At 67.5% G+C, this 20,246-nt stretch carries 19 protein-coding genes; 6 read left to right on the top strand and 13 right to left on the bottom strand.

The genetic code is table 11. The annotated features are described in order from the left end of the window. Positions 1-17: 17 nt before the first annotated feature. Complete coding sequence (gene acnA, locus FHW97_RS16420; RefSeq protein WP_022675863.1) at positions 18-2,687, bottom strand: aconitate hydratase AcnA; 2,670 nt, start codon at positions 2,685-2,687, stop codon at positions 18-20. Between the two features lie 489 nt (positions 2,688-3,176). After that, positions 3,177-3,443 carry a hypothetical protein gene (locus FHW97_RS16415; protein ID WP_168352495.1) on the bottom strand — a complete coding sequence of 89 codons (267 nt, stop codon included), beginning with the start codon at positions 3,441-3,443 and terminating at the stop codon, positions 3,177-3,179. A gap of 272 nt (positions 3,444-3,715) precedes the next feature. On the opposite strand from FHW97_RS16415, the gene FHW97_RS16410 reads away from it, so the two are divergent. Both FHW97_RS16410 and FHW97_RS16405 read left to right on the top strand, forming a co-directional pair. Then, complete coding sequence (locus FHW97_RS16410; protein ID WP_168352494.1) at positions 3,716-4,138, top strand: nucleotidyltransferase substrate binding protein; 423 nt, start codon at positions 3,716-3,718, stop codon at positions 4,136-4,138. A 19-nt stretch (positions 4,139-4,157) separates the two neighbouring features. Next, the gene (locus tag FHW97_RS16405) at positions 4,158-4,439 is read left to right on the top strand and encodes a nucleotidyltransferase domain-containing protein (protein WP_210426926.1); all 282 of its coding nucleotides are present in this window, start codon (positions 4,158-4,160) and stop codon (positions 4,437-4,439) included. 24 nt (positions 4,440-4,463) lie between these two features. On the opposite strand, the gene FHW97_RS16400 is transcribed toward FHW97_RS16405, so the two are convergent. Next, entirely contained in the window at positions 4,464-5,360 is an 897-nt protein-coding gene (locus tag FHW97_RS16400; protein ID WP_028657750.1) for a DMT family transporter, read from the bottom strand. Positions 5,361-5,582: 222 nt separating this feature from the next. Between FHW97_RS16400 and FHW97_RS16395 the strand changes: the two genes are divergently transcribed. Beyond that, positions 5,583-7,070, top strand: coding sequence for a L,D-transpeptidase family protein (locus tag FHW97_RS16395; RefSeq protein WP_253941835.1), 1,488 nt, complete (start codon positions 5,583-5,585; stop codon positions 7,068-7,070). Positions 7,071-7,153: 83 nt separating this feature from the next. Here FHW97_RS16395 and FHW97_RS16390 read toward each other — a convergent pair whose 3' ends face one another. Genes FHW97_RS16390 through FHW97_RS16380 form a run of 3 tightly spaced genes read right to left on the bottom strand, consistent with a single transcriptional unit; the run spans position 7,154 to position 9,911 of the window. Next, positions 7,154-8,599 carry an SPOR domain-containing protein gene (locus tag FHW97_RS16390; RefSeq protein WP_168352492.1) on the bottom strand — a complete coding sequence of 482 codons (1,446 nt, stop codon included), beginning with the start codon at positions 8,597-8,599 and terminating at the stop codon, positions 7,154-7,156. Between the two features lie 20 nt (positions 8,600-8,619). Further along, positions 8,620-9,150 carry a hypothetical protein gene (locus FHW97_RS16385; RefSeq protein ID WP_168352491.1) on the bottom strand — a complete coding sequence of 177 codons (531 nt, stop codon included), beginning with the start codon at positions 9,148-9,150 and terminating at the stop codon, positions 8,620-8,622. Positions 9,151-9,167: 17 nt separating this feature from the next. Next, positions 9,168-9,911 carry a ParA family protein gene (locus tag FHW97_RS16380; RefSeq protein WP_168352490.1) on the bottom strand — a complete coding sequence of 248 codons (744 nt, stop codon included), beginning with the start codon at positions 9,909-9,911 and terminating at the stop codon, positions 9,168-9,170. Positions 9,912-10,163: 252 nt separating this feature from the next. Here FHW97_RS16380 and FHW97_RS16375 point away from each other — a divergent pair, with 252 nt between their 5' ends. Next, complete coding sequence (locus FHW97_RS16375) at positions 10,164-11,336, top strand: SPOR domain-containing protein (protein ID WP_168352489.1); 1,173 nt, start codon at positions 10,164-10,166, stop codon at positions 11,334-11,336. 45 nt (positions 11,337-11,381) lie between these two features. Beyond that, positions 11,382-12,662: a DUF418 domain-containing protein gene (locus tag FHW97_RS16370; RefSeq protein WP_168352488.1), complete on the top strand. Its 1,281-nt coding sequence runs from the start codon at positions 11,382-11,384 to the stop codon at positions 12,660-12,662. Here FHW97_RS16370 and FHW97_RS16365 read toward each other — a convergent pair. Next, positions 12,634-13,281, bottom strand: a complete 648-nt coding sequence (locus tag FHW97_RS16365) for a TIGR02281 family clan AA aspartic protease (RefSeq protein ID WP_168352487.1) — start codon at positions 13,279-13,281, stop codon at positions 12,634-12,636. The two genes, FHW97_RS16370 and FHW97_RS16365, sit on opposite strands and share 29 nt — an antisense overlap. Before the next feature lie 192 nt (positions 13,282-13,473). Here FHW97_RS16365 and FHW97_RS16360 point away from each other — a divergent pair, with 192 nt between their 5' ends. Then, on the top strand, positions 13,474-14,253 hold the full coding sequence (locus tag FHW97_RS16360) for a L,D-transpeptidase family protein (RefSeq protein WP_253941834.1): 780 nt from the start codon (positions 13,474-13,476) through the stop codon (positions 14,251-14,253). 534 nt (positions 14,254-14,787) lie between these two features. On the opposite strand, the gene FHW97_RS16355 is transcribed toward FHW97_RS16360, so the two are convergent. From FHW97_RS16355 to FHW97_RS16330, 6 genes are all read right to left on the bottom strand, one after another. Further along, positions 14,788-15,519: a sigma-70 family RNA polymerase sigma factor gene (locus FHW97_RS16355; RefSeq protein WP_168352486.1), complete on the bottom strand. Its 732-nt coding sequence runs from the start codon at positions 15,517-15,519 to the stop codon at positions 14,788-14,790. Between the two features lie 54 nt (positions 15,520-15,573). Next, a complete protein-coding gene (locus tag FHW97_RS16350; RefSeq protein WP_168352485.1) occupies positions 15,574-17,682 on the bottom strand; it encodes a flagellar biosynthesis protein FlhA in 2,109 nt (702 codons plus the stop codon). A 6-nt stretch (positions 17,683-17,688) separates the two neighbouring features. After that, a complete protein-coding gene (locus FHW97_RS16345; RefSeq protein ID WP_370525451.1) occupies positions 17,689-18,633 on the bottom strand; it encodes a lytic transglycosylase domain-containing protein in 945 nt (314 codons plus the stop codon). Between the two features lie 207 nt (positions 18,634-18,840). Further along, positions 18,841-19,209: a hypothetical protein gene (locus FHW97_RS16340; RefSeq protein ID WP_022677654.1), complete on the bottom strand. Its 369-nt coding sequence runs from the start codon at positions 19,207-19,209 to the stop codon at positions 18,841-18,843. Next, a complete protein-coding gene (gene flgM / locus FHW97_RS16335; RefSeq protein ID WP_168352484.1) occupies positions 19,206-19,526 on the bottom strand; it encodes a flagellar biosynthesis anti-sigma factor FlgM in 321 nt (106 codons plus the stop codon). The genes FHW97_RS16340 and flgM overlap by 4 nt, the downstream gene beginning before the upstream one ends. A gap of 120 nt (positions 19,527-19,646) precedes the next feature. Then, positions 19,647-20,204, bottom strand: coding sequence for a flagella basal body P-ring formation protein FlgA (locus FHW97_RS16330; protein WP_168352483.1), 558 nt, complete (start codon positions 20,202-20,204; stop codon positions 19,647-19,649). Positions 20,205-20,246: the final 42 nt, after the last annotated feature.

Below are 20,246 nucleotides of genomic sequence, written 5' to 3'. Positions count from 1 at the left end.
CGTGATGCCGGCGGCGATCAGGCCGCCAGCTTGCGCAGCACGTAGTGCAGGATGCCGCCGTTCTTGAAGTATTCCAGCTCGTTGGCGGTATCGATGCGGCACAGCGCATCGAACGTGAACGTGCTGCCATCGGGGCGCGTGACCTTGACGGTCACGGTCTGGCGCGGCTGGAGATCGGCGACGCCTTCGATGGTGAAGGCATCGTCGCCGGTCAGGCCCAGGCTCTGACGGGTCTGGCCATCGAGGAACTGCAGCGGCAGCACGCCCATGCCGACGAGGTTCGAGCGGTGGATACGCTCGAAGCTTTCGACGATCACGGCGCGCACGCCGAGCAGGTTGGTGCCCTTGGCCGCCCAGTCGCGCGACGAGCCGGTACCGTATTCCTTGCCGGCGATGACCACCATCGGCGTGCCATCGGCCTTGTACTTCTGCGCCACGTCATAGACCGCGCCCACTTCGTCGCCATAGCGCGAGAAGCCGCCTTCGGTGCCCGGGACCATTTCGTTCTTGATGCGGATGTTGGCGAAGGTGCCGCGCATCATCACTTCATGGTGGCCACGGCGCGCGCCGTAGGAGTTGAAGTCAGCCTTGGCGACCTGGTGATCCTGCAGCCACTTGCCCGCCGGGCTATCGGCCTTGATCGAGCCGGCCGGCGAGATGTGGTCGGTGGTGATCGAATCGCCCAGGATCAGCAGCGGCTTGGCACCGACGATGTCGGACACCGGGGCCGGCGTCATGGTCATGCCTTCGAAGTACGGCGGGTTGGCGACATAGGTCGACCCGGCGCGCCACGAGTAGGTTTCCGAACCCGTCACGTTGATCGCCTGCCAGTGCTTGTCGCCCTTGTAGACGTCGGCATAGCGGGCCTGGAACATCGCGCGGTTCATCGCGCCCGACATGACCGAGTGAACCTCGGCGTTGGTCGGCCAGATGTCCTTGAGATAGACGGCGGCGCCATCCTTGCTCGTGCCGATCGGCGTGGTGGTGAAGTCTTCGACCACCGTGCCCTTGAGCGCATAGGCGACAACCAGCGGCGGCGAGGCCAGGAAGTTGGCGCGCACGTCGGGGCTGACGCGGCCTTCGAAGTTGCGGTTGCCCGAGATCACCGAGGCGGCGACGATGCCGTTCTCGTTGATCGCCTTGCTGATCGGCTCGGCCAGCGGGCCGGAGTTGCCGATGCAGGTGGTGCAGCCGTAACCGACCAGGTTGAAGCCGATGTTGTCGAGGTGCGACTGGAGACCGGCCTTGATCAGGTAGTCGGTCACCACCTGCGAGCCCGGTGCCAGCGAGGTCTTGACCCAGGGCTTGGGCTTGAGGCCCAGCTCGTCGGCCTTCTTGGCGACCAGGCCGGCCGCGATCAGCACGCCGGGGTTCGACGTGTTGGTGCAGCTGGTGATGGCGGCGATCACCACGTCACCGTCGCCGATGTCATGGTCCTTGCCTTCGACGGCCACGCGCGACTGGGTCTTCTTGTAGACGTCGCCCAGATCCTGGTTGAACACGTCGTCCACCTGCGGCAGCTCGACCTTGTCCTGCGGGCGCTTGGGGCCGGCGAGCGAAGGCACGACGGTCGACAGATCGAGTTCGAGCGTGGAGGTGAACACCGGCTCGACCGAAGGATCGATCCAGAAGCCCTGCTCCTTGGCATAGGCTTCAACCAGCGCGATCTGGTCTTCATCGCGGCCAGTGAGGCGCATGTAGTCCAGCGTCTTTTCATCGATGCCGAAGAAGCCGCAGGTGGCGCCATATTCCGGCGCCATGTTGGCCAGCGTGGCGCGATCGGCCAGCGTGAGGCCAGCCAGGCCGGGGCCGAAGTATTCGACGAAGCGGCCCACCACGCCATGCTTGCGCAGCATGTTGGTGGCGGTCAGCACGAGGTCGGTGGCGGTCACGCCTTCCTGCAGCTGGCCGGTGAACTTGAAGCCCACCACTTCGGGGATGAGCATCGAGACCGGCTGGCCGAGCATGGCCGCTTCGGCTTCGATGCCGCCCACGCCCCAGCCCAGCACGCCCAGGCCATTGACCATGGTGGTGTGGCTGTCGGTGCCAACGCAGGTGTCGGGATAGGCGACCAGGTTGCCGTCCTGGTCTTCGCTGGTCCACACCGTCTGGGCGATGTGCTCCAGGTTGACCTGGTGGCAGATGCCGGTGCCCGGGGGCACGGCGTGGAAGTTGGAAAGCGACTTGGAACCCCACTTGAGGAAGTCGTAGCGCTCGCCATTGCGATAGTATTCGATCTCGACGTTCTGTTCGAACGCCTTGGGGTGGCCGAATTCATCGACCATGACCGAGTGATCGATCACCAGGTGCACGGGCACCAGCGGGTTGATCTTGCTGGTGTCACCGCCCAGCTTGGCGATGGCGTCGCGCATCGCGGCCAGATCGACCACGCAGGGCACGCCGGTGAAATCCTGCAGCAGCACGCGCGCCGGGCGATACTGGATTTCCGCGCTGCTCGACGGGTTGTGCTGCCAATCGACCAGGGCCTTCACATCGTCGGCCGAAACGGTGAAGCCACCGTCCTCGAAGCGGAGAAGGTTTTCCAGCAGCACCTTCATCGAGAAGGGCAACCGCGAGACATCGCCGAACTTTTCGGCGGCCTTCTTGAGGGAGTAGTAGGCGACGTTCTTGCCGCCGACGGTAAGCGTGCTGCGCGTGCCGAGCGAGTCCTGTCCGACCTGGGTCATGGCTAAGCGAAATCCTCCTGCCGTTTGCGAGGGACCGCGGGCGCGAAGGCCGCTACCTGTTCCGGGGGCAAAGCCCATGTCCGGGGGCAACGAAAGCCAGCGGGCCTCTCGTGAACGGCGCCGCGATGCGCTGTCAGGACCGACTCGTCAAGGGCGGGAAATGGCTAAATTTGCGGGATTTGGCTTATTGCGACGCAATAGCAGAAGTATTGTCTCGCGTGGGGTGCAGTTCGTCGATTTGGGGCGTTTGCATTACTGATCCACCGCTCGGATCGAAGCGCTCAGTTTCGGACCACGTTGCGCTGGCTTCAAGCCGAAAACGCGAAGAGCCGCCCATTATCCCGCTGGGTTACGGGGTCTGCAATGTGCGGGACAACGACGCGAAGCGGACTTCCAGTTCTCCAAACACCCCGGCTAGCCAGAACCATGTAGTTAAGTATGCCTTCCCCGGAATTCCTAATTTCCTGGCCCATCACCCGTATGCGCTCATCATCGCGAACTTGCATCCACTCCCCTTAGGGGCTGGATGTGCCCAAGCTCAGCAGCTTCATAATAGATTAGTCCCGCTTCGGCGGTTTTGGCCATAACACCAGATGACAGCGGGAAATCCGCAACTGCTTCTGCAGCAGGATTGCCCCCTTCCTCGTAACCGGTCAGGAAGAGGCTGTTATCAAAATCGGCAACAATGATTCCTGCCATGCCATCCACTGCGACTTCATCGCCGATGTTGATAGGCGTACCGTCAGCGTATTCCATCGCGCACCCGGTGTTTGCCGCTATCAGTTATGAACCACATCCCATAATCACGGCAACCAGCTTATGGGGCCGCGAGCGATGCCCATAAAATCCTTCAACCTTGACACGCGCTTGCCCACGACGAAGGATTGCCCGCGTCAATCCGTGGCCCCAAGCCGTTCCTTATCCTCCCGCATGGCGGCCGATTGTCTTTAAATAGCGTCGCAATCCAAGACCCACTGCATCAACACCCCGCGCTTGCCCCCGCCCCCCGCGCTCTGGCATGAGAGGGCATGTCTACCGATCTCGCCACGCTGGATTTCACGCCGCTTGCCCGCGCCGTTGCGCGCCTGCGCGAGGGTTTGGCCCGCTTCGCGCAGGATGAAAGCGATACGCAGATCCGCGATGGGCTGATCCAGCGCTTTGAATTTACCTATGACCTTTCGCACAAGATGCTGCGGCGGGTGATCGAGGCGGGGGCGGCCAATCCCGAGGACGTGGACCGCATGACGTTTCCCACCCTGATCCGCACGGCCGCCGAACAGGGGCTAACCGGCGCGGATTGGCGCGAGTGGCGCACCTGGCGCGAGATGCGCAACATTACCTCGCACACCTATGACGAAGGCAAGGCGCGGCAGGTGGCAGCGGCGATCCCGGCGTTCCTGGCCCAGGCCGAAGACCTGCTGGCCAGGCTGGAAGCCGCGCGTGGCTCCTGACGCGCATCTGGCACTTTCCGTGGAAGAGCTTGCCGCTGTGCGCGCGATTCTGGCGGCGCATCTGCCCCCAGGCTTCGTCGCCAGTGCCTTCGGCAGTCGCGCACGGGGAGCAGCCAAGCCCTGGTCTGATCTCGACTTGGTGATCGAAGGACCGGCACCTTTGCCGCTGGCCACCCTGGCAAGCCTTCGCGAAGCATTCGACGACAGCGATCTGCCCTGGAACGTGGACCTGGTGGACCGCAGCGGGCTGGACCCGGGGTTCGCGGCGATCGTGGATGCGCAAAAGGTGGCGCTGGCTTGACGGGGCGAGCTTGGCCGCCCTCCCCTACATCGGCTCGGGATGCGGATCGCCGCGCCGCGCCGCCAGGATGCAGCCGGCCACGATCAGCGTAACGCCGGCGACCGTGCCACGCGTCACCGGTTCGCCAAAGGCGACATAGCCGGTGATCGCGGCCCAGATGAACGCGGTGTATTCCAATGGGACCAGCACCTGTGCCTGGGCGCGGGCATAGGCCCAGGCCATCAACAGCATGGCGATCACCGACATGATCGCGCCGGCCACCACCAAGCCCCAGGCGAGCGGGGTGGGCCATGTCGTCCATGCCAGGGCGATGGGCGAAAGGGACGTGGCCGTCACCAGGCTTTGGTAAAAGGCGACTTCGACCGGGCTGGCCACTTGCGCCTGGCGGCGCTGGAGCACCAACGTCGTCGCATAGAGCACGGCAGAGGCCAGAATTTCGACCAGGCCGCGCCAGGCGCCCGGCCCGGGAGCCGCGCCCAGTTGATCCCTGGCGATGACGGCCACGCCCACCAGCGCCAGCAGCGAGCCCATCACCGCGCGGTGGCTGACGCGTTCGCCCAGGGTCAGCGCGGCCAGATAGAGTGCGATCAGCGGCGCCAGGAATGACAGCGCCATGCCCTGCGCCAGCGGCATGCGCACCACGCCATCGAAGAACAGCACCCCCATGCCCGCCGTGACCACACCGCGCAGCACATGAAGCCGCAAGATAGCCGGGGGCGGCAAACGCCCTTTCCGGTGCAGCAGCGTTTCCCGCAGCCAGAACGGTGCCACGACCACGGCGCTGGCCGTGCTGCGCCAGAACACCGCAACAAAAGCCCCCAGCATGAGCGAGGCGCCTTTCATGGCGCCGTCCATCACGCTGAAAAAAACAAGGCCGATCAACGTGGCGATGATCGGCAGGAGCGGGCGCGGCGTATGCATGGGCGGCGCATAGCCGAGTGCCGGCCGATTGGCTATCATCGCGCCAATGCGGTTGGCGGAAACGATGAACCGTGTTTATCGTTTGGAAGGAAAAGCAGCCATGTGCATGCCTGATTCAGCTTGGCGAAAGCCTCGCTGCTTGATTGGCGGTGGGGCATGGGGCAGTAGATGAACCGTGCACCACGTGCGTGCAACCGAATGGCAACAGGGAATTTCGAACCGATGACCCCCCGCAAGACCTGGCCGCAGCGCCGCAACCGTGCGCGTCTTTTCGGCGCGACGACGCTGGCCATGGCGCCCCTGGTTGCCACGTCGCTGGTTGTTACGCCCCTGCTGGCCACGCCGGCCCTTGCCCGCACGCAGGACAGCAAGGGCCCGGTGGACCTGACCGCGCAGGCGCAGCAGCCGGCGCCCCCACCGGCCAAGGCACCGCCCGCCAAGCTGCCCCCGGCCCCCGCTGCCAGCCCGGCCGTCCCGCCCGCGCCCGGCGCGGCCGTGGCCTTGCCCGCGCCGCCCCCTGCCCTGCCCGAGGTGGAAGCGCCGCCGCCAGTGGCGGTGTGGACGCTGCAGGATGCCAAGGACCTGCTTTCGGCCATTCGCGGCATCAGCAGCGAAGGCCTGTTTGCCCGCGATTACCAGCCTGCTGCGCTCGCCGCCGCGATCACCAAGGGGGAAGGCGACGATCTCAACCAGCTAGCCAGCAAGCTGTTCGTGTGGCTGGCCGAAGACCTGCGCGACGGGCGCACGCCGATGACCGCACGCGAGCAGTGGTTTGCGGTGGACCCCGACCAGGACCTGCACCCCAATTCGGCGCTGCTGGCCCAGGCCACCGAAACGCATGACGTGAAGGGCACGCTGCGCGCGCTGCTGCCCACGCACCCCGATTACGCCCTGCTGCGGCAGCTGTTGCAGACCACCAAGGAGCCGGCCAAGCTGGCCCTGGTGCGCGCCAACATGGACCGCTGGCGCTGGCTGGCCCATGACCTGGGCCTGCAATACCTGATGATCAACGTGCCCGAGCAGATGCTGCGGCTGACGGTGAACAACCAGATCATCACCACCTATCGCGCCATCGTGGGCAAGCCCGGCAAGACCGCGACGCCGCAGCTGGCCGAAATGGTGGAGAACGTGGTGTTCAACCCCACCTGGACGGTGCCGCAGTCGATCGTGAAGGGCGAAGGCCTGGGCGCCGATCTGCTGGCCCACCCGGCCAAGGCCAAGCGCATGAACTATGCCGTCAAGCAGCTGTCCGACGGCACGATCCAGGTGGTGCAGCAGCCGGGCGAGAACAATTCGCTGGGCCGCGTCAAGCTCGACATGCCGAACGAGTTTGCCATCTATATTCACGACACGCCCAACCGGAACCTGTTCGCCCAGGAAAACCGCGCCTTGTCGCACGGCTGCATCCGCGCCGAGCGCGCCACCGAGCTGGCCATGACCATGGCGATCCTGGGCGCCGACCTGCCCAAGGAAACCGCGGTGGAATACAACCTGTCGGGCAAGTACACCAAGGTGCCGATGACCAAGCCGTTCCCGGTCTACATCACCTATTTCACCGTGGCGCGCGACGTGAACGGCGTCATGCGCAGCTTCAAGGACATCTATGGCCGCGATCCGGCCGTGCTCGCCAGCTTTGCCCAGCCGCGCCAGTTGCACACCACGCAGCGCAAGAGCAACGAAGCCGTGATCAAGCTGGACAACCCGCTCTAAGCAGCGGGCAGGCCAGACGGCACCAAACGAAACGGCGGCGAATCATTGCTGATTCGCCGCCGTTTTGCGTGTGTGGGGTGTGATCAGCGGCGGTTGCTGGCAAAGCGGATAGTGGGGGCCATGCCGGGCTGGTTGGCCACGGGATTGGCCAGCACGATGCACACGCCGCCCTTGGCCTTGACCGAGCCGCACAGCGAGCGCGCCGGGCTGGCGCTGGCAAAGCCGGCGGCCTGGGTGCGCCAGAACTGCTTGCCGTTGACGACTGCGGCGGTGATCACCGGGCGATAGCCCTTGAGCGCGGGATTGATCGCCAGGTAATGGCGCCAGGCGCGGTGCGCACCTTCCTGCGTGGAAAAGGCGCCCAGCTGCACCAGGTGGGTGCCAGCCGGCACAGCCGGCGTGCGCGCGGCGAGCGTGGCCACGCGGGCCTGGGCCGCCTTGGCCACCAGGGCAGGCGCACGATCGGCGCGGTCGGCGGGGCGCAGCCGGCCGGTGATGACTGGGGCAGCAGCGTGGGTACGCGGGGCGATGGCCCAGGCTGGAACGTTGGCGCTGGTGACGGCCGTGGCGGAGGCCGACGCAGCCGAGGGCGGCATGTCGATCGCGGCGAGCTTTTCCGCCGTGGGCGCGGCGCTGGCATCGGCGACCTGGGGCTGGGCCGCGCCATTGTCGACCGCCGGCAGTTCCTGCGCGGCAAAGCTGGCGAGCACGGGAGCCTGTGTCGCGGCGGGCGGGCTGGCCGGCGTGGTGCCGATCGCCGCCTGTGCCGTGGCGGCCTGGGCGGCTTGCGCCACGGCCTGTCCGGCGCCGGCAGCGGGGAAATTGGCCAGCGCCAGCGCGGTGGGCTGGCCTTCGTCTTCGATCTGGCCGGGCACGCCGAGCACGCCGGCCACGCGCAGGCGCATGTTGCCCGGATCGTTGAGCTGGGCCCACTGCGCCATGCGTGCGGTGAGCTGATCGGCGGGCACGTCCTGGGCGGCCATGTCACGCGCCTCGCGCCAGTGGCCGGCCATGGCCATGGCATAGGCCAGGTTCTGGCGGGTCTTGGGCGTATCATCGCCGCCGCGCACCGCGCCGGTCAGCACCTCCACCGCCTGATCGGCATGGCCGGCCAGCGCCAGGGCCAGGCCGTAATCGGCCACTGGAATCTGCTGGCGATGGGTGCCGAGCGTATCGACCGCGACATCGGGATGGCCCAGCGCGATATCGGTCAGCGCCAGGCTGAGCGCGACTTTGCCGTCATCCTGGCCCAGTTCCATCGCATCGTCATAGGCCTGGCGCGCCGCCACGAAGCGGCCGGCGCGCAGATAGGCGCTGCCCAGCAGCATGCGATAGCCCGGGTTGCGCGGATCGGCCAGGACCGCCTGCTCGGCCAGGGCCACGGCCTTGACCGCTTCCCCGCCAGTGAGCGCCGATTGCGCGCGGGCGGCGGACTGCCCCGGATGGACCGAGCCCTGGGCACAGCCGGCCACGAGGCCGGCGGCAAGGGCCGTGGTGGCGAGCGAGAGGATCATGCGATGGGACATCATGGGCGTTTCCCGCAAAAGCATCAGCGCGGCCGCCGCAACGGAGCGGCGCGCGTGGAGGGCAAGGGTTCGGATTGAGGCAACTGGGCCAGCACGTCTTCAAGGCCGGGCGTGGCATCGACCAGGCGATCAAGCGCCTCGATCAACAGCGCCTGGGCACTGCGCCGCTCGGCCGTGCAGCAGGCGCGCAGCAGGGCATGGCGGCGCGGATCGAGCCGCAGCGTGAAGGCGACCTTCTTGCCGGGCAATTGTTCAACATCGAGCGCGGCGCGGCGGTTGGCCGCCACCTTGCGGTCAAGCACCGCCGAAAGCTGGGCGATCTGGCGCAGCACTTCGGGGCGGCTGTCATCCTCGCCGGCCTCTTCCAGGGCGATGACTTCGGCCAATGGCAGCGCGGTGGCGAGCGGCTCAGCGTCAGGCACGACGACCGCTTCCGGTTCGATGCCCGCCCAATCGAGCGAGACATGGCTGCGCATCGCCGGGCGTGCGGCGCCCTTGCGCGCCAGCAGCGATCCGGTGAGCGAGGCAAATGGCTTGGTTTCTGGCGTGCCCATGGTTGCGTCTCCCTCGCTCACGAGCCGGCCACGCGGCGCCCGAAGGTGCCGACCGGGCGCGGCGCGGCGCCGCCCAGCGCGCGCACCGGGGCCATGCCGGGCTGGCTCTGCTGCGGCACGGCAAACACGGTGCGGCGGAAATTCTTTTCGAGCCGTTCGGAAATATAGGCCCACAGCTGCGCCACTTCGGCGGCAGAGCGGCCGGTGGGATCAACCTCCATCACCGTGCGCCCATCGATCATCGAGGCGGCAAAATCGGTGCGATGGTGCAGGGTGATCGGCGCGACAGTGCCGTGTTGCGACAATGCGACGATCGCCTCGGCCGTGATGCGCGCCTTGGGCGTGGCGCCGTTGACGGCAAAGATCAGCGGCTTGCCCGCGCGTTCGCACAGGTCGACCGTGGCGCCCACGGCGCGTAGATCATGTGGCGAAGGGCGCGTGGGCACGACGATGAGTTCGGACAGCGCAATGACCGACTGGATCGCCATGGTGATCGCCGGAGGGGTATCGATCACGGCCAGCTTGAAACCCTGCTGGCGCAAGACCTGGAGATCCTGGGCCAGGCGGCCCACGGTGGTCTGGGCAAAGGCGGGAAAATCAGCCTCCCGCTCGTTCCACCAATCGGCCAGACTGCCCTGGGGATCGATATCGATCAGCACGACCGGCCCGGCACCGACGCGTTGCGCCTGCACGGCGAGGTGGCCGGACAAGGTGGTCTTGCCCGATCCCCCCTTTTGCGAAGCCAAGGCCAGTACGCGCAATGTGTCCCCCTGAGGCTGGCGTGCGATCAGGCCTGAGGGATTCGCAGATTGCGCTGAAATTTTGGTTAACACCCCCGGTGTTTCCGGGGCCTGGGGCAGCGCCCGGCCATGGTGTTGGCAAAATACCACGCAAGCGCGCGCGGGCGCATCGAGGCGATGACGGCGGGGGAAAACTTGTTTACCATTTTCCGCGCAAGAGGCCTGAGGGAAAGCCCGCAGACGACCTGCCCTGGCAAGAGATTCGCGTTCAACATGATCACGCCGCGCCCCAAGACCGCATCGCTTCGCGCCATGGCCACGCTGGCTGCCGTGGCCGCCCTGTTTCCCACGCTGGCCCAGGCCGATGTGCGCGACGGGGTAAACGCCTGGTCGCGCGGGGATTATGCCGGGGCGGTGCGGCAGTGGCAGGGGCCGGCCGCCAAGGGCGATGCAGATGCGCAGTTCAACATGGGCCAGGCGGCCAAGCTGGGCCGCGGCATGCCCAAGGACATGGCCAAGGCCGAGGACTGGTTCCACAAGGCCGCGCGCCAGGGCCATGCCCGCGCCGCCGACAACTATGGCATCCTGCTGTTCCAGACCGGCCGGCAGAGCGAGGCGCTGCCCTGGCTCACCGCCTCGGCCGATCGCGGCGAGCCGCGCGCGATGTATGTGCTGGGCGTGGCGGCGTTCAACGGCGATTTCCAGCCCAAGGACTGGGTGCGCGCCTATGCCCTGATGACGCGGGCGGCAGCCGTGGGGCTGCCCCAGGCGATCGAAAGCCTCAAGACGATGAACCAGGTGATCCCGCTGGAACAGCGCCAGATGGGTGCATCGCTGGCGAGCGACCTGGAAACCCGCACCAGCGACCAGCGCTCGCGCGAATTGGCCGCCGCCGAACTGGGCGTGAGCGCTCAAGCCACCGATGGCGCCCCCGCCGGCACGATGGCCGCTGCTGCGCCGGTGCCCGCCCGCGCCGCGCCCGCCGCGCTGACCCCGGTTGACCTGCCGCCGGCGCAGACCGGCGATGGCACCATGACGACAGCGCCCGGCCGCGTGATGGCCGGCGCCAGCTATGCCAATCCGGTAGAGGTGCCGCGCGCCGCGGTTGCCGCCCCCCCTGCGCCCCGGCCCAAGCCGGCGGCGGCGGCCGAACCAAAACCCGCGCCAAAGCCGGCACCAAAGCCGGCTGGCGCGCCACGGCCCACCGTTGCCGCCACCGGCGCCTGGCGCATCCAGCTGGGGGCCTTTTCGCAAAAGAGCAATGCCGATGGCCTGTGGGCGCGCGTGCGTGGCCGGGCCGAACTGGCCGGGCACCCGCGCATCGACCTGGCCGAGGGCAAGGTTACGCGGGTTCTGGCCGGCGGCTTTGCCAGCCAGGCCGAAGCCGCGCATGCCTGCGCCGCGCTGAAAGGCGCGGGCGTGGATTGCATCACCTTGAAGCCCTGACGGTTTGGTCTTTCCGGCAGGCCGCGCGCGGTGCATGGGCGCGGCATGACCACGCCTGATCCAGCTCCCTTGGCGCCCCTACCCCGCATCGCCGCGCTTGATTTTCTGCGCGGCTGCGCCGTGCTGGGTATCCTGGCGATCAACATCACCGGATTTTGGGGGCCGCAACTCGCCAGCCTGAGCCCCGCGCTCCCCCAACTGGATGGGCCGCGCCTGGATAGACCGGGCCTGATCTGGTTCGTGATCAGCTACCTGCTGTTCGATGGCAAGATGCGCGGCCTGTTCACCCTGCTGTTCGGGGCGAGCATGGTGCTGTTTGCGCAAAGCGTGGAGCGGCGCGGGTTGTCGCCCGATACCATGCAGGTACGCCGCCTGCTGTGGCTGCTGGTGTTTGGCTATCTGCACTATGCCCTGCTGTGGTGGGGCGATATCCTGTTTGCCTATGCGCTGTGCGGCATGCTGGCGCTGGCGCTGCGGCGGCTCGATCCGCTGCCGCTGCTGGCGATCGGCGTGCCGGTGCTGGTCTTGGCCCATGCGTTTGATGCGCTGGCCGCCCTGCCCGCGATTGCCGGGGAACAGCGCGTGCTCTCAGGGATCGGCACCCCGGCAGACCGCGCCGCCATGGCCGACATCGCCGCGCGCGTGGCGCAGTCGCTGGCGGCCGACGCGCGCGTGCTCCATGCCGGCTGGATCGAGAGCGTGGGCTTGCGCACCCTGGTAACGCCAGCCTTTCCGATCACCGCCACGCTCAACACTTTCAGCGAGACCTTTCCGCTGATGCTGATCGGCATGGCATTGTTCAAAAGCGGCTTTTTCACCGCGCGCTGGCCGCGCGCAGCGATGCTGGGCCTGGCCCTTGGCGGCGTGGTGCTGGGCGGCGCAGCCACCGTGGCGCTGGCGCTGTGGGCCGATCGCAGCGGCTGGCCAGCGCAGCTGACCTTTGCCGTGACCACCGACATGGCCGCCCTGCCCCGGCTGGCGATGACGCTGGGCTATGCCGCAGCGCTGCTGATGGTCTGGCCAGTGCTGGCGCGACGGGCGCCGGGTCGGGCGCTGGCGGCAGCGGGGCGCTGCGCCTTTACCAATTACCTCGGCACCAGCCTGATCATGAGCGCGCTGTTCTGCGGCTGGGGCGCGGGGCTGGGTTGGGGCAATGCCAATGCCGTGCCGCGCGGCAGCCTGCCGCTGTTCGTGATCCTGGGCTGGGCGATCATGCTGGCCTGGCCGCAAGCCTGGCTGGCCCGCTTTGGTCAGGGGCCGCTGGAGCGGCTGTGGCGCCGCCTGACCTTTGCCGGCGTTACACCGTCTGCGGATGGCGCGGGGTAAGGATCAGCACGCCTTCTTCCACCCGCCAGCCTTTGAGGCGGTTGAGGAAATTCATGCCCAGCACGTTGAGGCCACCGGTCGTCTCGCTGACAATCACGTCCATGTCGCGCGCGACGATCGAGCCGAACTTGAGGGTTTCCAGCCGCGCCGTCTGTGCCTCCACATCGCCGTTGGCGGTGTGCATCACCACCGGCAAGCGCAGGGGATCGGCCGTAATGCCCGCCTCGCTGGCGCCTTCGGCCGACAGCGTGGTGATCGTGGCGCCGGTATCGACCATGAAGCGGGTGCGGGTGCCGTTGACGTTGGCCTCGATCCAGTAGTGCCCGTCGGCCGCCAGCGGCACGCGCACTTCGCCGCCGGAAACCTGCGCTTCGGGCAGGCCGATGCTGGGCATGAAATGGGCGAACGAGGGATCGAGGTGAACGAAGCGCAGGCACGCAACCGCAAACACGCCCAACAGCACGAGATTGCCGAAAAAGCGCATGAGCCGCGCCAGGCCACCGCCGCCCAGCCCCGCCAGGGTGACCAGCACCATCGCCACCAGCGCTGCGGCAAGCAGCGGCGGCGGGCTGATAAGCCAGGGCGGCAGGGCGCCAAGCATGTGGCCGGGATCGATCATCACCCGCCTTTTGCCACGGCCAACCTTGCCCCAAGCTGAAAACGCATGCGCGCGGCCGCCATGCCGTAACGCTTGGGAAACCACGGTGATTTACGATAGAACCAAGGCTTGTCCCTGGGCGGGACAGGCAGCCCGGCGCGCTGGCCTTGATCGGCGTGAACGCTATTGTCCGGGGCGAAAGGAAAATCTGGCATGGCTGGCAAGCCGGCGTGGTGGCGCAAAGCGCTGTGGCCGAACGGAAAAGACGGGTTGAAGACGAGGCAGGGCCGCCAGGCCGCATGGCGGCGCCTGGCGGTGCTGGGCGCGGGCGCCTGTGCCACTGGCCTGGCTATGCTCCTGGCGTTTCACGTCGGCCAGGATCTGGCCCGCAGCCTGGCCGGCGGGGATGACGATGCGCCCCAAGCCCTGCCAACCGCGCTGGCCGAGGCGGCCCCTGCCCCGGCCGCGCAAGCCGCTACTCCGCCCGCCGTGGCGGCGCCCGCCGTGCAGACCCCGGCAGCCGACACGCCCTTCGTGGTCAAGTCCGTGCTCAAGATCGATGGGCCGATCCGCTTTGGCCAGTTCTATTGGGATGAAAGCCAAAGCCAGGCCGGCCCGGTGGTGATCACCGTGGACCTGACCGCCCGCGTGCTTTCGGTGTTCCGCGATGGCCACGAGATCGGCGCGACCGCGATCCTCAAGGGCTATGGCGACAAGCCCACCCCGCTCGGCGTGTTTCCGATCACCCAGAAGGACGCAACGCACGTGTCCAACCTCTATGACGCGCCGATGCCCTGGATGCTGCGCCTGACCAACGATGGCGTCTCGATCCACGGATCAAAGGTGGAAAAGGGCTATGCCACCAACGGCTGCGTGGGCGTGCCCGACGAATTCGCCAAGCGCCTGTTCAAGGTGGCGAGCCTGGGTGACAAGGTGATCATCACCGACGGCAAGCGCCTGGGCCTGGGCGGGTCGATCAATCCTGGAGCGTAGGCGCGGTGGGTTCGGTTGCGGACGTTTTCGCGCTAAGCACAACCATAGCAGCTGGACCCCGGATCAAGTCCGGGGTCCAGCTTGATAACGCGCGCCATGGCTTTCGTCACCGCGCAACGGCAACTTTCCACCGACTTGCATTCCATTCCATCGTCATTCCCGCGCAGGCGGGAATCCAGTGGCGACGCCGCGAGATGGATTCCCGCCTGCGCGGGAATGACGAAGTGGGAGGGAGCACCGGCAGCTTGCCATCCATGCAGGCTGCGCCATTTGCGCTTGGTTGGCTCAACCGCGCGCGCTGGTCCTTCTCCATGAAATCCACACGAAGGCACGAAGACACGAAGGAGGGATGAAAGCGTCTTTCTTCGTGTCTTCGTGGCTTCGTGTGAAATCATCTTGGTACCAGGTCGCGATTTGGCGGCAGCGTAAGGCTTGAAGAAGAAGCTGGACCCCGGATCAAGTCCGGGTTGACGAGGAATAGGACGGTCGTTTGTGGAATGACCGTCACTGGTGATCCCCCTGGCGGGGAGGCGATCACAGCACGTCGAACCCGCTGCCCAGGCCAGCGCGCAGTTTGTCGAGGGCCTGGGCCTTGAGCTGGTGCACGCGCGGGACGGATACTTCCAGCACCTGGGCGATTTCCGCGAGGTTAAGTTCCTCCACGAAGTAGAGCTGGATCACCAGTTGCAGCCGCTCGGGCAGTGCGGCGATGGCCTTGGCCACGAGTTGGCGGCTTTCACTGTCGGCCAGCTGGGCAAAGGCATCGGGGCGATCGTCGGCAAAGGCGCTGTCGCTGTCGGAATAGGCGTCGTCGATCGCCTCGATCCGTACCGGCTCGCTCGCCGCGCGCAGGTCGGCCAGTTCGGTGTCGGTCAGCCCCAGGGCGCGGGCCAGTTCGGGCTCGCTGGGCATGCGGCCCAGTTCCGTGGTCAGCTGGTTGGTCTTTTCGCGCAAGGTGCGCCGCCGATCGGACGAGGTGCGCGAAAGCGGCATGGTGCGCCGCACCAGATCCACCATCGCCCCGCGCACCCGCAGCTTGGCATAGGCGGCAAAGCCATCTTCAGTGGGGCCGGAATGCTTTTGCGCGCATTCGGTCAGCGCCACCAGGCCCGCCTGGACCAGATCATCGACATCCACCCCGGAATGGCCAGACCCGTGCACGTGCCAGGCCAGGCGGCGCACCATCGGCAGGAACCGGCGAATGCGATCGGCGGTGTCGTCACGATAGGCACGCGAGGCGGCAAAGCTGCGGTGATCGTGTTTCATGGAGTCTCGTTTTCTTTTTTGAAGACCAGGAAGAGGCAGGAACGGGCGCCGCGATCACGCCGCCAGGGCGGGTTGGAGCGGCGGCGGCAGCTGCGGCGGCCCGGTCGGCGTCTCCTCGCCGATCACGGCCACCACCTCGATCGGCTGGGTGGGTGGCAGTTCCGCGATCGACAGCACCACGCAACCCGGCGCCCGCTGGCGCATCAGCGCGGCCAGCGCCCGCCGCGCGCGCGGCTGCACGATCAGCGCCGGCGCAATCGCGCCGGGGCCGCGCTGGGTGACAATGGCGTTGACCCGTTCGCCGATAGTGCGCGCGAGGTCTGGCTCGATCACCGGCTGGCCGGTGACCGGATCGTGCATCCCGCCCACGATCATCCCTTCAAGCTGGCCCGAGAGGGTGAGCACGGGCAGCCGTTCGGTGGGGCCACAGACGCGCGCCACGATCAGCCCGCCCAGCTCGGCCCTCAGCAGATCGACCAGCTTGTCGTGATCGGTGGTCTGCAGCACCGCCTGGCTCAGCGCGGCCAGGATCGGCATGGGATGGGCGATGGTCACCCCGTCTTCGAGCAGGGCATGGAACAGGCGGGTGAGCGCGGCGAGCGAGAGCGGCTGCGGATGCAGCGTTTCGATAAGGCCAGGCGCGCGATCGCGCACCGCGTCGAGAATGGCGCGCACTTCATCGGGGCCGAGCAGCAGTTGTGGCCGTTCACCCAGCAACTGGTTGAGATGGGTGGCAATCACCGTGCTGGCGTCCACCGTGAGGAAGCCTTCGGCGATGGCCTGATCGCGCAAGTGGTTCTCGATCCACAGCGCCGGGCAGCCAAAGCTGGGGTCGCGCGTCGCCTCGCCAATGAGGCCATGATCGCCGCGCGCCTCGCCGGCATCGATCGCCAGCACGCGATCGGCGCGCACCGTGGCCCCGCCCAGCGGCACCCCGCCCAGCATGATGCGATAATCGTTGGGGCCAAGGTCCAGGCTGTCGCGCACGCGGAACTGCGGCACGACAAAGCCGAACGCCTGGCTCAACTGCTTGCGCACGCCGGTGATGCGGGTGACCAGCGGCGAACCGCGCCGCTCGTCCACCAGGTGGACCAGGCCATAGCCCAGCTCGATTGTGACCAGCGTGTGGTCGCTGACCTCTTCCAGGGTGATGCGGGCCGGATCGCTGGGCGGCGCTTCGGGTTCGAGCACGGGTTCGGGGCGGCGGGCACGCTGGCGCAGGGCCCACCACAGCCAGCCGGCACCGGCCGCAGCGGGCAGGAACACCGATTGCGGCATGGCGGGAATGGCGCCGATCGCGCCCAGGATCACCGCCACCGGCAGCCAGGTGGCGGGATTGGCGAACTGGTGGCCGATCTGGCCGGCCAGATCGCGCGTATCGGCCACGCGGGTGACGATCACTGCCGCCGCGATCGACAGCAGCAGCGAGGGCACCTGCGCCACCAGCGCATCGCCCACCGCCAGGGTAATATAGCGCTGCGCCGCCTCGCCAGCGCTCAACCCGTGGGTGATCATCCCCAGGCAGAAGCCGGCGATGATATTGACGCCCAGGATCAGCAGCGCGGCAATGGCATCGCCTTTGACGAACTTGCTGGCGCCGTCCATCGCGCCATAGAAATCGGCCTCGGTCGCCACTTCGCGGCGGCGGGACTTGGCTTCATCGGCGCTCATCAGCCCGGCGGCAAGATCGGCATCGATCGCCATCTGCTTGCCCGGCAAGGCATCGAGGGTGAAGCGCGCCGACACTTCTGACACACGGCCCGCGCCCTTGGTCACCACCACCAGGTTGATGATCATCAGGATCATGAACACGAACAGGCCAACGGCGAAATTGCCGCCGACCAGGAACGCGCCGAAGGCCTCGATCACGTGGCCAGCGGCGGCCTCGCCCTCGTGGCCGCGCACCAGCACGATGCGGGTGGACGCAACGTTGAGCGCCAGGCGCAGCAGCGTGGCAAACAGCAGGACCGAGGGGAACGAGCTGAAATCGAGGGGCTTTTCGGCATTCATCGCGGCCATCAGGATCGCCACCGACAGCGCGATGTTGACCACGAAAAACACGTCGAGCAGCACCGAAGGGAGCGGCACGATCATCAGCACGATAAGCATGAGGATGCCGGCCGGAAGGGCCATGGCACCGGGCGAGCCAAAACGCTTAAACATGATCGGTTAGAGCCCCATCGCCTTGAGCCGGCCATAGGCACGGGCCACATGATCGCCGCCCGCGCTGCCCGGCGAAGCCAGGGCAAAGGTATCGCGCAGGGTATCGGCCATCGAGGCGCGCGGCGTGGCCGCCTGCCCGCCGGGGCCGCCGGCATTGGCCGCCACCTGCTGAAATTCCTGCGCCATGGGGCCACCGGTTGGCGCCGGCTGCGAGACCGGCGCGCCGGGCAGATCGAGCGCGGAGGGATCGCCATAGGGCATGGCCGCCATCGCCCACGGTCCCGAAAGCGGCGGCAGCGCGCTGCCGCTACCGGCAGCCTCGAGCCGGCTGCGCAAAAGGTCCATCACGCCCGAAAGCGAGCGCGGCGCGCCGCTGGCGGAAAAGAAGATCGCGCGGTTGGCCGCTGCCGCCTTGGGCAGCAGGGCGGCCGCGCTGGCATCGGGATCGGCCGCCAGGCCCGCCAGGAAGCGCCCGGCGCCATCGGCACCAAGGAAATGAGCAAGATAGAGTTCGGCATTGTCGGGATCGCGGCCCAGCGTGGTGGAGAGCGCCACTCGGTTGTCGTTGGCCAGGTCTCCGGCCAGCAGGGCAGACAGCTGGGGGTCATGGCGCATGGCCAAGAGGCGGCTGCGCAGCGCGGGATCGCTGGCGGCACTGCCCACGGCATCGCCGGCCCAATCCAGCCCATGATCGGCGCCGTGGCGCGCCAGGGTACCGAGCCAGGTCTGCCCGGTAAACTGGTACAGCCCGGTCGCGCTGGAGGTGCGGGCGCGGGCATGGGGATCAAGCCCGGATTCGAGCCGCGCCTGCGCGAGCAGATAGCCAAAGTCCACGCCGGTGGCATTGGCGGCCCGCGCGATCGCCGCGTGCACCGCACCGCCCTGGGTGGCGCTGCCGCCCATGATCGCGCCGGTTGCCGGATCGGCAATGCTGCCGGCAGAGTTTTGCACTGAACTCAAGGCCCACATCCTTGTGCTTGCAGCGAAAGCCAGACGATGGCGCGCCGCGACAAGGAGAGTTCAGCAAGGGTTGTGCCATTTTTCGAAATTCTGAAAAAGGATGCCGGATTCAGCGCTTTGCTGCGCACAAAAAAGCGCTGCGGGCCGGCCCGGCAAGGGCAGCGGCACGCAGCGCCAGACAAAATTTGCCGGTGGGGATCAGCGCACGCGCGCGGTGCGGGCGTGGTGCGCGCGCACCTGGCCGGCATGGGCGCGATAGAGCGCGGGGGTTCCGGTCAGCGCATCGAGCCGTGCAGCAACATTGGCGGCGATCAGGTTGCGCACACGGCGGTTGGCTTCGTTGAGGCGGCGCGCGGCATCTACCATGCCCCGGCATTCCTCGTCGATCGCCTCGCTCGCCACCGTTTCCAGGCGGCTGCACAAATCCGCCTTGTCGACCGCGCACCCCATGATCGCATCCATGTCGAGGCCGGCCAATGCCTGGCGTTCTTCATTGAGCACGGCAATCATCTGGCCCAGCGCGCGGGCGAGATCGGTGGGATGGCAAATCGGTGCGTCAGCAGTCATTGGGGGGTCCTCAGCAGCATGCCGGCGGCAATCATGGCATCGGCGATCCGGGCGGGAATCACCGGGTAATGGCCCTCCGCGATGGCGCGGCGAATCTGGGCGACGCGATCGGCGCTCACCGGCACCTCGCCGGCGCGGGTGGCATCGCTGGTGGCAACAGTGGCAGCGGCGGTGGCCGCGCTGGCCTGGGCAGCAGGCGCGGCCTGGGCCACGGCTGCCGCCGTGGGGTCGGTCGCCTGGGGCGGCACATCGGATGCGGCAATCTTGACCTGGACCGCACCAACCGGCCGCGACGGTCCGATTTCGATGTTGGACATGGTCGAGCTCCTCGGGGGTGATGCCGGGAAGAACGGCATCGCGCCGCAGAGTTTAAGACCATGCGGCGGATTTTTGCCGGGTCAATCTGCCTTAGGGAAATTGCAGTGGTGCGCGCCGGTTCACTCGACCGGCACTTCGACCACGCCGGGGCGCACGATGCGCCCGCGCAGGGCATCGGCCTTGGCCCCGGTGCGCACGCGGATCCAGCCGCCCACCGGGCCAGGATCGAGCGCCTCGCCGGCCTGCTCCACCGAAAAGCCATCGCCCACCATGGCGATGGTCACGCCATCGCCGCGCAGCACCGCCGGCGCTGCGGCCGGGCCAGCCGGCGCTTCGGCAACCGTGGCCACTACCGGCACGAACAGGCGCCAGCCGCCGGCATCGGGGCAGCGCACCAGGATGCTGTCATGCGCCCCGGCGCGCCAGCCCAGGGCCAGCGGCGCCGTGCAAGCCACCAGGCGCAAGCGCCGATCGACCGGCTGCGCCGCGCCGCCGGGCACCCCGATCGACCGGCCGGTGAACTGCGCGACGGCCTGATCGATCGCGGTCATATCGGCAAAGCGCGTGGCCGGCGCCTGCGCCACCTGCGCCTGGGCCGCAGGGCCAGTGGCCAGCAGGGCGGCAAGCGCACCGGCAAAGCGGGCGGCAAAAATGGGCCGGGTGAAAGCAGCGAACATGGCAATTTCCTGAAGCGGGAGGCGTCTCTCCCGGTTTCAGCA

This window comes from Novosphingobium sp. SG754 (assembly GCF_013149315.1).
Classification (GTDB): domain Bacteria; phylum Pseudomonadota; class Alphaproteobacteria; order Sphingomonadales; family Sphingomonadaceae; genus Novosphingobium; species Novosphingobium capsulatum.
Note: the sequence above shows the minus strand (reverse complement) of the source record. Positions and strands in the feature narration are given on the sequence as shown.

Bases quoted from the DNA above. Each gene is read 5' to 3' on its own strand.
- acnA (WP_022675863.1), bottom strand. From the start codon at position 2,687: ATGACCCAGGTCGGACAGGACTCGCTCGGCACGCGCAGCACGCTTACC.
- FHW97_RS16415 (WP_168352495.1), bottom strand. From the start codon at position 3,443: ATGGAATACGCTGACGGTACGCCTATCAACATCGGCGATGAAGTCGCA.
- FHW97_RS16410 (WP_168352494.1), top strand. From the start codon at position 3,716: ATGTCTACCGATCTCGCCACGCTGGATTTCACGCCGCTTGCCCGCGCC.
- FHW97_RS16400 (WP_028657750.1), bottom strand. From the start codon at position 5,360: ATGCATACGCCGCGCCCGCTCCTGCCGATCATCGCCACGTTGATCGGC.
- FHW97_RS16395 (WP_253941835.1), top strand. From the start codon at position 5,583: ATGACCCCCCGCAAGACCTGGCCGCAGCGCCGCAACCGTGCGCGTCTT.
- FHW97_RS16390 (WP_168352492.1), bottom strand. From the start codon at position 8,599: ATGATGTCCCATCGCATGATCCTCTCGCTCGCCACCACGGCCCTTGCC.
- FHW97_RS16385 (WP_168352491.1), bottom strand. From the start codon at position 9,150: ATGGGCACGCCAGAAACCAAGCCATTTGCCTCGCTCACCGGATCGCTG.
- FHW97_RS16375 (WP_168352489.1), top strand. From the start codon at position 10,164: ATGATCACGCCGCGCCCCAAGACCGCATCGCTTCGCGCCATGGCCACG.
- FHW97_RS16370 (WP_168352488.1), top strand. From the start codon at position 11,382: ATGACCACGCCTGATCCAGCTCCCTTGGCGCCCCTACCCCGCATCGCC.
- FHW97_RS16365 (WP_168352487.1), bottom strand. From the start codon at position 13,281: ATGATCGATCCCGGCCACATGCTTGGCGCCCTGCCGCCCTGGCTTATC.
- FHW97_RS16360 (WP_253941834.1), top strand. From the start codon at position 13,474: ATGGCTGGCAAGCCGGCGTGGTGGCGCAAAGCGCTGTGGCCGAACGGA.
- FHW97_RS16355 (WP_168352486.1), bottom strand. From the start codon at position 15,519: ATGAAACACGATCACCGCAGCTTTGCCGCCTCGCGTGCCTATCGTGAC.
- FHW97_RS16350 (WP_168352485.1), bottom strand. From the start codon at position 17,682: ATGTTTAAGCGTTTTGGCTCGCCCGGTGCCATGGCCCTTCCGGCCGGC.
- FHW97_RS16340 (WP_022677654.1), bottom strand. From the start codon at position 19,209: ATGACTGCTGACGCACCGATTTGCCATCCCACCGATCTCGCCCGCGCG.
- flgM (WP_168352484.1), bottom strand. From the start codon at position 19,526: ATGTCCAACATCGAAATCGGACCGTCGCGGCCGGTTGGTGCGGTCCAG.
- FHW97_RS16330 (WP_168352483.1), bottom strand. From the start codon at position 20,204: ATGTTCGCTGCTTTCACCCGGCCCATTTTTGCCGCCCGCTTTGCCGGT.